At 65.2% G+C, this 11,612-nt stretch carries 13 protein-coding genes; 6 read left to right on the plus strand and 7 right to left on the minus strand.

The features are described from left to right. From prfA to VMS96_05940, 3 genes are all read left to right on the plus strand, one after another. Nucleotides 1-735: peptide chain release factor 1 (gene prfA, locus VMS96_05930; GenBank protein HVP42950.1), on the plus strand; the 735-nt coding region annotated here is incomplete at its 5' end. Nucleotides 736-794: 59 nt separating this feature from the next. Next, nucleotides 795-1,646, plus strand: a complete 852-nt coding sequence (gene prmC, locus VMS96_05935) for a peptide chain release factor N(5)-glutamine methyltransferase (protein HVP42951.1) — start codon at nt 795-797, stop codon at nt 1,644-1,646. Nucleotides 1,647-1,755: 109 nt separating this feature from the next. Further along, complete coding sequence (locus VMS96_05940) at nt 1,756-2,316, plus strand: alpha/beta hydrolase (GenBank protein HVP42952.1); 561 nt, start codon at nt 1,756-1,758, stop codon at nt 2,314-2,316. Here VMS96_05940 and VMS96_05945 read toward each other — a convergent pair. After that, on the minus strand, nt 2,269-3,459 hold the full coding sequence (locus VMS96_05945) for a PP2C family protein-serine/threonine phosphatase (GenBank protein HVP42953.1): 1,191 nt from the start codon (nt 3,457-3,459) through the stop codon (nt 2,269-2,271). The genes VMS96_05940 and VMS96_05945 overlap by 48 nt on opposite strands. Before the next feature lie 208 nt (nt 3,460-3,667). On the opposite strand from VMS96_05945, the gene VMS96_05950 reads away from it, so the two are divergent. Further along, on the plus strand, nt 3,668-4,048 hold the full coding sequence (locus VMS96_05950; protein HVP42954.1) for a hypothetical protein: 381 nt from the start codon (nt 3,668-3,670) through the stop codon (nt 4,046-4,048). Nucleotides 4,049-4,051: 3 nt separating this feature from the next. Here VMS96_05950 and VMS96_05955 read toward each other — a convergent pair whose 3' ends face one another. Together VMS96_05955 and VMS96_05960 are read right to left on the minus strand one after the other, a co-directional pair. Further along, nucleotides 4,052-4,546, minus strand: a complete 495-nt coding sequence (locus VMS96_05955; GenBank protein HVP42955.1) for a rhodanese-like domain-containing protein — start codon at nt 4,544-4,546, stop codon at nt 4,052-4,054. An 82-nt stretch (nt 4,547-4,628) separates the two neighbouring features. Further along, nucleotides 4,629-4,898 carry a PilZ domain-containing protein gene (locus tag VMS96_05960; protein ID HVP42956.1) on the minus strand — a complete coding sequence of 90 codons (270 nt, stop codon included), beginning with the start codon at nt 4,896-4,898 and terminating at the stop codon, nt 4,629-4,631. A 228-nt stretch (nt 4,899-5,126) separates the two neighbouring features. Here VMS96_05960 and VMS96_05965 point away from each other — a divergent pair, with 228 nt between their 5' ends. Continuing rightward, complete coding sequence (locus VMS96_05965) at nt 5,127-5,507, plus strand: ACT domain-containing protein (protein HVP42957.1); 381 nt, start codon at nt 5,127-5,129, stop codon at nt 5,505-5,507. Between the two features lie 119 nt (nt 5,508-5,626). Then, the gene (locus VMS96_05970; protein HVP42958.1) at nt 5,627-8,323 is read left to right on the plus strand and encodes a protein kinase; all 2,697 of its coding nucleotides are present in this window, start codon (nt 5,627-5,629) and stop codon (nt 8,321-8,323) included. Nucleotides 8,324-8,401: 78 nt separating this feature from the next. Here VMS96_05970 and VMS96_05975 read toward each other — a convergent pair whose 3' ends face one another. The 4 genes from VMS96_05975 to VMS96_05990 form a co-directional block, all read right to left on the minus strand. After that, the gene (locus tag VMS96_05975; protein HVP42959.1) at nt 8,402-8,833 is read right to left on the minus strand and encodes a GtrA family protein; all 432 of its coding nucleotides are present in this window, start codon (nt 8,831-8,833) and stop codon (nt 8,402-8,404) included. Continuing rightward, nucleotides 8,830-9,579, minus strand: coding sequence for a CDP-alcohol phosphatidyltransferase family protein (locus tag VMS96_05980; protein ID HVP42960.1), 750 nt, complete (start codon nt 9,577-9,579; stop codon nt 8,830-8,832). Before VMS96_05980 ends, VMS96_05975 begins: the two co-directional genes overlap by 4 nt. Nucleotides 9,580-9,771: 192 nt before the next feature. Continuing rightward, nucleotides 9,772-11,202 carry an amidophosphoribosyltransferase gene (gene purF / locus VMS96_05985; protein HVP42961.1) on the minus strand — a complete coding sequence of 477 codons (1,431 nt, stop codon included), beginning with the start codon at nt 11,200-11,202 and terminating at the stop codon, nt 9,772-9,774. A gap of 218 nt (nt 11,203-11,420) precedes the next feature. Then, on the minus strand, nt 11,421-11,609 hold the full coding sequence (locus VMS96_05990) for a type II toxin-antitoxin system HicA family toxin (GenBank protein ID HVP42962.1): 189 nt from the start codon (nt 11,607-11,609) through the stop codon (nt 11,421-11,423). Between the last annotated feature and the right edge of the window lie 3 nt (nt 11,610-11,612).

The following is an 11,612-nucleotide window of genomic DNA, read 5'->3' on the forward strand; positions in this document are numbered from 1 at the left end:
GCCGGCACCGGCGGCGACGAGGCCACGCTGTTCGCGGCGGAGATGTTCCGCATGTACTCGCGCTACGCCGAGACCCAGCGCTGGAAGGTGGACGTGTTGAACAGGTCGGAGTCCGGCGTGGGCGGGCTGAAGGAGATCATCGCCTCCATCGAAGGCAAGCAGGTGTATTCGCGGCTCAAGTACGAGTCGGGGGTGCACCGGGTGCAGCGCGTGCCGCAGACCGAGCAGCAGGGACGGGTGCACACCTCGGCGGTGACGGTGGCGGTGCTGCCCGAGGCCGAGGACGTGGACATCAAGATCGAAGCCAAGGACATCCGCATCGACACGTTCTGCTCGTCGGGGCCGGGCGGGCAGTCGGTGAACACGACCTACTCGGCGGTGCGCATCACGCACCTGCCGACCAACACGGTGGTGTCGTGCCAAGACGAGAAATCGCAGATCAAGAATCGCGAGAAAGCGATGCGGGTGCTGCGGACGCGGCTCTACGAGATGGAGCTGGAGAAGCAGCAGGCGGCGCTGGCCAAGGAGCGTAAGTCGCAGGTGGGCTCGGGGGACCGCAGCGAGAAGATCCGCACCTACAACTTCCCCCAGAACCGGGTGACCGACCACCGTATCGGGCTGACCATCCATCAGCTCGCGGACATCATGGACGGCAAGCTGCAGCCCTTCATCGACGCCCTGGTGACACACTACAACGCGGAGAAGCTGAAACAGGACGCGACCGCAATTGCGTAATTGGGAAATCGGGTAGTCGGGTAATTGGTTTGCAAATTACCCGACTACCCAATTACCCGATGCGTCTCGGCGACAGCCTGCAATCCGCCATCAGATTCCTGACCGACGAGCAGGTTCCCTCGCCACGGATGAATGCCGAGGTGTTGTTGATGTTCGTGCTAGGCGTGGACCGAGCCTACCTCTACGCCCATCCGGAGCGCGAGTTGACAGCGGATGAGCGGGCGCGCTACGACGAGGCGCTGCGCGAGCGCGCCACCGGCAAGCCCGCGCAGTACATCACCGGGCACCAGGAATTCTGGGGGATGGACCTGATCGTCACGCCTGCCGTCCTCATCCCGCGCCCGGAGACCGAGCACGTCGTCGAGACGGTGCTGGCGCTGGCGCGCGAGTTTCCGGCGCGGACCATCGTGGACGTCGGCACCGGCTCGGGGTGTATCGCGCTGGCCCTGGCCAAGGAATTGCCGCAAGCCGAGATCACCGCGACTGACATCTCCCCCGAAGCACTGGACGTGGCGAAGGCCAATGCGGCGCGCCACCAGTTGGAGAAAAGGATCAGGTTCGTAGAGGCCGATCTGCTGCCGAAGGGAGACGCCCTGACGGGCGTCTCTACCGGAGTGGACTTGGTGGTTTCGAATCCGCCTTACGTGTCGGAGGAAGAGCGCGACAAAGTGCAGCGCGAAGTGCGGAAGTTCGAGCCACGGGTGGCGCTGTTCGGCGGGGAGCACGGCTTCGACATCTATCGGCGGCTGATCCCGCAGGCGAAAGCGGCCTTGAGATCGGGCGGCTGGCTGGTGATGGAAATGGGATTCTCGCAGGAGGAGGAGATGCGGCGGATGTTGTCGGGCTGGAGCGAGGTGCGAGTGGCGGCCGACCTGCAAGGGATCCCGCGGGTCATCGCGGCACGAAAGTGATTGCAGATCGTCACGCCCGCGTACAATCTGAAATCTGCAATCCGAGATCTGACTTGATGGAAGATTGCAGCCCTCAGATTTCAGATCGCGGATTGCTGGGAGATTTCGCTTGAGCGAAACCATGGTCCTGACCGTACCCGGGCGCTACGATTCCGGGCCGAAGCACTGGCAGAACTGCTGGGAGAGGGACGACCCGAAGCATGTCCGGCATGTGCGACAGAGGGAGTGGGAGAAGCCGAACGCGAAGGACTGGATCGCGGAGCTGGACCGGGCGGTGGTGGCGGCGGGGCCGGACGTGGTCCTGGTGGGTCACAGCCTGGGTTGCTGCACCATCGCACTGTGGGCGCGCAAGCACAAGCGCGCGGTCCGCGGAGCATTGCTGGTGGCCCCCAGCGACACCGGACGGAAGTCGTATCCCAAGGGCGCGCGCGGCTTCAAGCCGATGCCGCTCCGCCCGCTGCCCTTCCCCAGCATCGTGGTGGCCAGCTCCAACGACCCATACGTCTCGCAAGCCCGCGCAAAGCGGTTCGCCAAGGCATGGGGCAGCCGGTACGTGTGCATCGGCGACGCCGGGCACATCAACAGCGAGTCGGGATACGGCGCCTGGCCGGGGGGGATGCAGTTACTGCGCTCCCTGCGCCGCGGCCGACGCCACGTCCGTGCTCGCTGAACGTCGCCGCACCAGCAGCAGGGACTGGTCGTCGCCGGCCTTCCCGTGCTGCTGGGCGGCGCCCACGATCGACTCCCAGAGTCGCTCCAGGGGCTGTCCGGCGTGTTGGGTCAGCGCGGCCTTCACGCCGGCCATGCCGAACTCCGCGCCCGCCTTGTCCTCGATCTCCAGCAGGCCGTCGGTGATGAGCACGAAGGTGTCGCCCGGTCCGGCGGTGAAGGACGAGGCTGCGAACGGAGTCTGCTCCACGATCCCGACCGGCAGGTTGGAGCACTGCAGCTCCGAGACCTCTCCGCTGCCGGCGTGATAATGCAGGATGGGCGGATGCCCGGCGAGGGCGAACTCCAGGCCCTGCCCGTTCTCCGCCAGGTAGGCCATGGTCACGAACATGTTGGGCTTCTTGAGCGGATAGAGGACGGCATTGAGGCGGGCGAGCAGCTGGCCGCTCTGCCGGCCCGAAGTCAGCTCGGCGCGCGCCGTGCTCTTGACCATGGCCATGACCACGCCCGGGGCCACGCCGTGCCCGGAGACGTCGGCGATGTAGGCCATCCAGCCGCGGTCGTCTCCCACCAGGTCGATCAGGTCGCCGCCCACCTCGCCGCTGGGCTGGGAGCGGCCATAGAACTCATAGCCGCCGAGGCGGGTGGTGATGGGTGGCACCAGCACGCGGTGGATCTCGGCCGCCAACTCCATCTCCGCGTGCACGCGGAAATAGCGGCGGCCTTCGGTGATGGAGAAGATGAGGAAGCAGATGTATCCGGCGACGGTGGCAAACACGATAGCCAGACCGTCGGACCCGAGGCGATCGGTCATGCGCGCCAGAGCGTCGGCGTCCATCTGCCGGGGACGTGGCCAGCTCGGCCAGTGCCTCGCGATCTGGTTCTGAACGGTAAAGTGCACGATGAACAGTGGCACCACACCCATCCACCAGCGCTCCCGCAGGCGAAAACCAGAGACCGCATAGACCATGGCGAATCCGCCCGACACCAGCACGCTCAGCACCAGGCGGATCTTCGGCTGCAATCCCAGGACCGCGATGTCGCCCACGAAGCCGACCGTGCTGAACAGGCAGAACACGCCCGCCAGGAACAAGGCGAGGGAGGTCCGCGGGACCCGGTCCCAGGAATAGGAGAATGCCCTCATCGCGCAGCAGACTACCACGCGCCGCGCGGGCGGGCGCTATCAAGCAGACATGAAGAGCCGCAATCCCGCCGGCGCCCGTCGGGGCAACCACGGAAAGCTCCGGGTCTCCGCGCTAGACTCCGACCCGCTCCCGGGTGTATACGTCCTCCCACACTGGGCGGGATACCCGATCTCCGCTCCGTCCCGCAGCCAAGACTGGGGGTGTCGCATGGAGCGCGTCCGTTTCATTACCCACCAAGGGCAGCAGGTGCTGCTGATCGACCACAGCCACAGCACGCCAGCCGAGATCCTGAAGACCCTGGCCGAAGTCGAGGACCTGGTGAAGACCCAGCCAGAGGCATCGGTCTTGACGCTCTGCGATTTCACCGGCGCGGACATTGACAAGCAAAGCGCCGACCGCATGAAAGTGGTCGCCACCAAGGACCGACCCTATGTGCGGTGCTCTGCCTTCGTGGGCACCGACGACCTTCCCGAGGTGTACTACCGGGCGATGGTCTCGTTCTCCGCGCGCGACTTCCCCTGCTTCAAGAGCCGCGAGGAGGCACTGGACTGGCTGGTCAGCCAGGACAAAAGACAGGCTGCGTCTTAGGCCTTAGCGGGTGCTCTGCCCGGGCTGATCCCCGCTGGCGACGGGGAATCCCTTGTTCTTCCAGTCGGCGCTGAAGCTGGCCGGCAGGTAGAGGACGCGCACCTTGGTAAGCCCCGCTTTCTTCAACTCCGCGAACCCCGGACGGACATTGGGGCAATGTTCCCACGGACAACAGCCGCAATAGATGACCACCGGGCTGTCCTTGGGCAGGAAAGCGACACGGGCACGCAGCTTCTCGATGGCTTCGGAGGGCATGCCGATGAATTCAGCTCCGGGAATATGGGCCTGGCGATAAAGGAACCTCGGACCCAGGTAGAGGACCAGCGGCTTGCCTGCCGACTTCAGTTCTTTGGCCAGTTGTTCGGGCTGGACCAGGTGCGGGCTTCCCGGGGCCAGGTCATCGGCCGGCTTCTGCGCCGCCGCCGGCAGGATCACCGCCAATGCGACGATCAATCCCCAGCAGAGGCGGCCCCAACCTTGCGAACGTCGAACCATCATAAGTTCACCCTCGGGTTGCAGGATGCGAATCCTGAATCTTACTGGGCAAGGTGGTCTGTCGCCAGAGAAGCGAAGGGCCTCTTCAATCCGTCCGGAAGCCGGCGGCCATCGCGCCCTCGCGCTCCCCGACCCACACCACCCGCGCCCGGACCCTGCCCCAGTGATACACCACGCTGACCTCTTGGCCCTCAGAGAGGCTCGGATGCTGATGCCGGATGGCGAAGCCATGTGGGCTCACGTCGAGCAGCTGGCCGCGTACGAGCTCCCCGCCGGAGGCGATCTCGATGAGGAGTTCTCCGCTGGCGGGAGCGCGCAGTTCGCGTCGGGTTGGAGAGTATTTGGTGGTTGCCATAGCCTGGGGCACGAGGCCTGGTCACCAATGTAGATCGCAAGCGCGCCGCGGCCCATCCGGACTTGGATTTTGTTCCGAAATCGGAACAGACCTTGGGGAGCCTCAGTGGGAGTCTCGGCCTTCAGGCCGAGGTCCGTCGCTGTCGTGGAACGATGTGACTTTAGCCCCGGTGAATAGGCCCTGGGCGTACAATTCTCGACACCATAGACGGCCTACGGAGGTGCCCCCATGGCCAAGAGCACACAGTTCATCATCGCGGTGGAGAACCGTCCGGGGACGGTCGCCGAGATCGCGCACGCGCTCGGCGATGCCAAGGTCAACATCCTGGCGCTGTCGGGTCTGGCGCACGGCGCAGGCGGGACGGTGCACGTCATCGTCGACAATGCGAGGCGGGCCAAGACCGCGCTGGACGCGGCACGCTGCCACTACACCCAGGCACCGGTGAACCAGGTCGAGTTACCCAACAAGCCCGGCGCCCTGGCCAAGTACCTGGACGGCGTCGCCAAGAAGGGCGTCAACCTGAACGCGGTGTACGCGACTACCTCGAAGAACGCAAAGAAAGCGACCGTGGTGTTCGTGGAGGAAAAGACAGCGGCTGCGACTTCGTGATCTGCCTGGTCCCACCCTTGGCGATGCCCGCTGTGGGACAGCTTGGCTCTCGGTTGTCCACAATTCGATAGCCGCCGCGGGCACGCGGGATATAATGCGCCCTCACACGGGGACAATGGATGGGGCTGGCTCCGGGAACCAAGTTCGGACCGTACGAGATCGCTGAACCGCTGGGCGCCGGAGGCATGGGCGAGGTGTACCGTGCGCTCGACTCCCGCCTGGACCGCGCGGTCGCGGTCAAGGTCCTGGCCACACATCTTTCGGCCGACCCGGAGCTGCGGCAACGCTTCGACCGCGAGGCACGCGCCATCTCCTCGCTACAGCACCCCAACATCTGCACCCTGTTCGACGTCGGGCACCAGGACGGCGTCGACTTCCTGGTCATGGAGCTGCTGGAAGGCGAAACCCTCGCCGACCGGCTGAAGCGGGGCCCGCTGCCGGTCGAGCAGGCGGTCCGGATCGCCATCGAGGTCGCGGACGCGCTGGAGAAGGCGCACCGCCAGGGCATTGTCCATCGCGACCTGAAGCCGGGCAACGTGATGGTGAGCAAGTCGGGCACCAAGCTGATGGATTTCGGCTTGGCCAAGCCGGCGTCGGCGATGGCGGCAGTGGCGTCCGCCACGGGCTCCGCGGTCACGCCGACGACGCCGACCAGCCCCACTATCGCGGCGCTGGCCGCGCCCACCTCTCCCATCACCGGCCGCGGGCTGGTCGTGGGCACGTTCCAGTACATCGCACCCGAGGTGCTGCAGGGGGGAGAAGCGAGCCCGCGTAGCGATATCTTCGCGCTCGGAGCGGTGCTGTACGAGATGCTCACCGGGCAGCGCGCCTTCGAAGGCAAGTCGCAGTTGAGCGTCGCTTCCGCCATCCTGGAGAAAGAGCCGGCGGCCGTCAGTTCCATCCAGCCGATGACGCCGCCGGCGCTGGAGCAGGTGGTGAAGATCTGCCTGGCCAAGGACCCGGAAGAGCGCTTCCAGACGGCGCACGATCTGAAGCTGCAACTGAAGTGGATCGCGGACGCCTCGACCAGCCAGCTGGCGGCCCCGGCGCAGGTGCGGGCCCGCCGCGCGTTGCAGAAGCGCACGCTGATGATCGCCGCCGCCGTGGGCTGGCTGCTAGCGGCCGCGGCCTTGGCCTTTTTCCTGTCCAGCCGGAGTCAGTTGGAAGAAGCGCGGCGGCCGGTAACGGCCTCGTGGACGGCTCCGACCGGCACGGAATTCGCCTCGGTCGTGGTCGGAGCCCCGGCGCTCTCCCCGGATGGCTCGAAGCTTGCCTTCATGACCGGCACCCTAGCCGAGCCCAAACTGTGGATCCGCGACGTGACCAGCGGAACGGTGCGAGCGATCGAAGGAGTCGAGCAGCCTACGTTTCCCTTCTGGTCGCCCGATGGCAAGTACATCGGGTTCTTCTCGGCGGGGAAGCTGAAGAAGGTGGCGCTGGCCGGCGGCCCGGTACAACTACTGTGCGAGGCCCCCGAAGGACGGGGCGCGGCCTGGAGCCAGAAGGGGGTCATCATCTTCACCCCCAACATCCGCGAGTCTCTCTACAAGGTCGCGGAGGGAGGTGGCACGCCGGAGAAGATCACCGAGGCCAAGCCGGGCTGGACCCACCGCAATCCGTACTTCCTGCCCGACGGTGATCACTATCTCTTCATCTCCCGCGAGGCGGCCGCGGCGACCGGACCGGCAGGCGCCCTGTGGGGTGGCTCGCTCTCCGGAGACAAGCCGCGGCAGATCCTGGAACGTGGGTCCAACGTGCAGTACACCGAGGGATACCTGCTCTATCTGCGCGACACCGTGCTGGTGGCGCAGCGTTTCGATCCCAAGTCGCTGAAGTTCTCGGGCGATGCCATCCCCGTGGCCGAGAAGCTGGACACCTGGAACGCCCGCGATCTGGTGGCGTTCACCGCCGCCCACGGAGCCCTGGTGTACCGCCACGGGGCCTTGCAGAAGAGCCAGCCCATGCTGGTGGATGGTGATGGCAGGGAGTTGGCTAGGCTGGCCGATCCCGGGCTCTATGCGGCGCTGCGCACCTCGCACGACGGCTCGCTCCTGGGCCTGGCGCGCATGGATGCCGACACCGGTCGCGGGGACGTGTGGATCATCGACGTCAAGCGGAACACCATGTCGCGCAGCACGTTTGCCGATGCCGGCAACATCTCCTTCGACTTCTCTCCGGATTCCAAGAGGATCGTGGTCAGTACGATCGCCGGATCCGTCGCCGGGGGAACGTGGATCCAGCCGACCAGCGGTTCCGGGACCAAGGAGACGCTGGAATCACCCTCGACTTGGGGCTTTGTCAGCAGTTGGTCTCCGGATGGTCGCTACCTCTTCTATATCGTGCAGAATAATGCCACCCGCACCGACGTGTACTACCTCGATCTGAACGGAGATAAGAAACTGAGGCCCTTTGTCCAATCGCCGGCCAACGAAACGTTTGCCGTTCTGTCGCCCAACGGCAAGTGGTTGGCATACGCCTCGGATGAGTCCGGCAGGTTCGAGATCTACGTGACCGCGTTCCCGGGTCCAGGAGGCAAGTGGCAGGTTTCCAATGGCGGCGGAGCATTCGCCGCATGGGGTGCGGACGGGAAGCAACTCTATTACGCGGCTGGCGATAAGGTGATGGCTGTCCCCATCCAGAACCTGCAGACTTTCGAATTCGGGAAGCCGGCCGCGCTTCCGCTCCACGCCAACGAATTTGCCGAACTTGGTCCGCCCGCGCCCGGCGGACGCTTCCCCGCCCTGAAGGCGGTAAGCGGGGGCCAGTCCCATCCGCAGGAAGTCGTCTTCAACTGGACGGGCGCATTGAAGAAATAAGAAGCCCGCGCTAGGGTGCGCGGGCTACGTGTGGGACACTTTCTGCGGCCTGACCTCCTCTCCCGGCGTGAGCCGTTCTCATTGACTTCCGTTGAAGCCCAGCAGCGGCGGCGGACGGAACACCGCGCGGTCGCTGACCAGAAAGTTCAAGAGCGAGCACGAAGCGATGGTGACGATGTTCGCTACCAGCGGCCGGAAGCCGGCTTCGCCCACCAGCAGGCGCATCAGGATCACGTTGCCGCCGATGGAGACCAGTCCCGTGGTCGCATTGAACTTCAGCAGGCGCCAGAGAAAGGCGCCGATGCCGCGAGTCCGCCGTTCGCCCCAGGTGTAGTGCTGATGCCAGACAAAGTTATGCACCACCGCGGCCTCGACCGCGAGGGCGGTAGCGATCACGTAGTTCAATCCTCCGTGCGTGAGCACCGCCAGCGACGCGAGTTGCACTGCGATGCCCAGCCCGCCTACGGCGTAGAAGCGGAACGCGCGCCGCCCTGTGGAGACCTCGCTCATCCCAAGCGCTCCTCGCGATAGAGCTGCCGCGCATGACGGATGGCGGACACGACCATGATGCCGAGCATTCCCCCCGCCGCAATCCCTCCCCCGACGTCAAAGAGACGAAGCTGGCGTCCGAACAGGTGCACCCACGGCCGGTACATGAGGGCGATGTTGCCGATGCACAACGCGATGCGGATCTCGGTCGGCCCGAACCTGCCGTACGAGAGCTGGAACTTCCCCAAGGTATACGTAGCGAGGTACACCTCGATGGAGAGCATCAGGAACGCGACCAGCATGGCAATAGCTACCGCCCAGTGCAGGTACCCGGAGATAGCGAGGCCGCCCATGAGGAACGCGGCGCCGAAGGTGTCGATCACGTGGTCGATGTAGAAGCCATAGCGCGGGCGCTGCTGGTTGCGGACGCGGGCGAGCGTGCCGTCCAGGCTGTCGCCGAGCCAGTTGAGTGCGATGAAGACGTTGGTGGCGATCAGCCAGCGCGGGCTGAAGCCGGCCAGCGCATAGGTCACGCCTGCCAGCAACTGGGCCGCGGCGCCGAGCGCGGTCAAGTGGTCGGAGTTGATGCAGGCCGGCATGCGCTCGGCCATCCACACCAGGGCGCGCTTCTCCAGCCTGGCCGTGATCGCCTGCTGCAGCCGGTCAGCGGCCTTGAAGCCGAGCTGCTTGCGGTCCGAGTCGCTGAACTGCGCGGCCGCTCCGCCGCCCAGGTCGGTGTACTCGAAGTGTAGATTTCGCGCGGGCATCGCGTCACCTCGCCGCTGACTGTGACCCAGGCGAACGGGCACGACAATGCACGGCGAGTCAAACGTGGATGGGGGTGGGGTAAACCTACAACATCTGTATTTTCAGTCGGATACAACTGAATCTCATTCGGGGTGGAACACGCTTTCGGCCGAAATTCGTGGCCGAAGCGCAGGTCACAGACCGGCGCTTCGTCAGCTCTGGGTCTTGAGCGGCTGGATCTCTTCGACGTCCACCCAGTTGGTGGGGTACTTCCCGGTATAGCAGGCGGTGCAGTAGGTGGTCTTCTCGCCGTCGCCGCAGGCTTTCTTGAGGCCGTCGAGGGAGAGGTAGGCGAGGGAGTCGGCGCCGATGTAGTCGCGGATCTCCTCGATGCTCTTGTTGGCGGCGATGAGCTGCTTCTTGTTGGGCGTATCCACGCCATAGAAGCAGGGTGAGATGGTGGGCGGGCAGGAGATGCGCATGTGCACCTCGCTGGCGCCGGCGTTGCGCAGCATGCGCACCAGCTTGCGACTGGTGGTGCCGCGGACGATGGAATCGTCGATCAACACCACCCGCTTGCCGTTCAGGATGGCGCGCACCGGGTTCAGCTTGAGGCGGACGCCGAAGTCGCGCACTCGCTGCTCCGGCTCGATGAAGGTGCGCCCGACGTAGTGGTTGCGGATCAGTCCGAAGCGGAAGGGAATGCCGCTCTCGGCCGAGTAGCCCATGGCGGCGGTGACGCCGGAATCGGGCACGGGGACGACGATGTCGGCGTCGGCGGGGGCTTCGCGGGCCAGTTCGCGGCCCAGGGCCTCCCGGCTCTCCTGCACCGGGCGCTCGAAGATGACGGAGTCGGGGCGGGAAAAGTACACGTGCTCGAAGATGCAGGAGGACTGCGGCATCTGCGGCGAGTAGAAGCGGGAGTACATGCCCTCAGGGCCGACCACCAGCATCTCGCCAGGCTTGACGTCGCGCTCGAAGCTGGCGCCGATGAGGTCGAAGGCGTTGGTCTCGGAGGCGAAGACGATGGTGTCGTCGCGCTGGCCGCCGGGGTTGCGGATGCGTCCCATGGAGAGCGGGCGGAAGCCGCGGGGGTCGCGTACGGCGAAGACCCGGTCGCGGGTCATGATGACCAGAGAGAAGGCGCCCTCGATGCGGCGCAGCGAGTCGGCGATGGCCTCGGGCAGCGTCTCTTCCTTGGATTGCGCGATCAGGTGGACGATGACCTCGGTGTCGCTGGTGGTCTGGAAGATGGAACCGGCTTTCTCCAGCTTGGAGCGGATCTCGTGGGCGTTGACCAGGTTGCCGTTGTGGGCCAGGGCGATCAGCCCCTTGTTGCAGTCCACCATGATGGGCTGGGCGTTCTGCAGGGCGGAGTCGCCAGTGGTGGAGTAGCGGGTGTGGCCGATGGCGCTGCTGCCCTTCAGCTTCTCCAGCACGGGCTCGATGAAGATGTCGGCCACCAGGCCCATGGCCTTGTGCTGGTACATGGTGACGCCGTCCGAGGACACGATGCCGGCCGACTCCTGCCCGCGATGTTGCAACGCGTGCAAGCCGAGATAAGCGAGCGTGGACGCCTCGGGGTTGGCATACACCGCCACCACCCCGCACTCCTCACGCAACTTGTCGAAGGGCACGATCATCGTGTCTTCCTATGCGGAAACACTCACTTTCTCCGCCTCAGTCGTCGGTTCCGGAACTGCCTCTCCGTGGGCGCGCAAACTTTCGATATGGAGCTCAATAGCCTCCCGAATCAGCTTCTTCACCCTAGGCAAGGTCTTCCCTACTGCCACGCACCCAGGCAGATCGGGCACATAGGCACCGTACCCAGTGTTGCCCTTCTCGAAAATCACCGTGTACTTCATTTCTTGAGCCCCGCCTGTTTGAAGATGCTGTTGAGCGTGCCCTTGGGCACCTCATCTCCGGGATGACCCGCAACCGTCACAGTACCCGGCTTCACGCTGTGACGAAATTGCCGATGGCTCCCTCTGGTTCTCTCGTGATACCAACCGTCCTCTTCCAAACGGCGAATAACGTCGCGGACCTTCAACGG

Source organism: Terriglobales bacterium (genome assembly GCA_035543055.1).
Classification (GTDB): Bacteria; Acidobacteriota; Terriglobia; order Terriglobales; family Acidobacteriaceae; genus JAIQFD01.

What these genes read in the sequence shown, in the direction of transcription:
- VMS96_05970 (HVP42958.1), top strand. Translation starts at nt 5,627, where the DNA reads ATGGGGCTGGCTCCGGGAACCAAGTTCGGACCGTACGAGATCGCTGAA.
- VMS96_05945 (HVP42953.1), bottom strand. Translation starts at nt 3,459, where the DNA reads ATGAGGGCATTCTCCTATTCCTGGGACCGGGTCCCGCGGACCTCCCTC.
- VMS96_05965 (HVP42957.1), top strand. Translation starts at nt 5,127, where the DNA reads ATGGCCAAGAGCACACAGTTCATCATCGCGGTGGAGAACCGTCCGGGG.
- VMS96_05950 (HVP42954.1), top strand. Translation starts at nt 3,668, where the DNA reads ATGGAGCGCGTCCGTTTCATTACCCACCAAGGGCAGCAGGTGCTGCTG.
- prmC (HVP42951.1), top strand. Translation starts at nt 795, where the DNA reads ATGCGTCTCGGCGACAGCCTGCAATCCGCCATCAGATTCCTGACCGAC.
- VMS96_05975 (HVP42959.1), bottom strand. Translation starts at nt 8,833, where the DNA reads ATGAGCGAGGTCTCCACAGGGCGGCGCGCGTTCCGCTTCTACGCCGTA.
- VMS96_05955 (HVP42955.1), bottom strand. Translation starts at nt 4,546, where the DNA reads ATGATGGTTCGACGTTCGCAAGGTTGGGGCCGCCTCTGCTGGGGATTG.
- VMS96_05980 (HVP42960.1), bottom strand. Translation starts at nt 9,579, where the DNA reads ATGCCCGCGCGAAATCTACACTTCGAGTACACCGACCTGGGCGGCGGA.
- purF (HVP42961.1), bottom strand. Translation starts at nt 11,202, where the DNA reads ATGATCGTGCCCTTCGACAAGTTGCGTGAGGAGTGCGGGGTGGTGGCG.
- VMS96_05960 (HVP42956.1), bottom strand. Translation starts at nt 4,898, where the DNA reads ATGGCAACCACCAAATACTCTCCAACCCGACGCGAACTGCGCGCTCCC.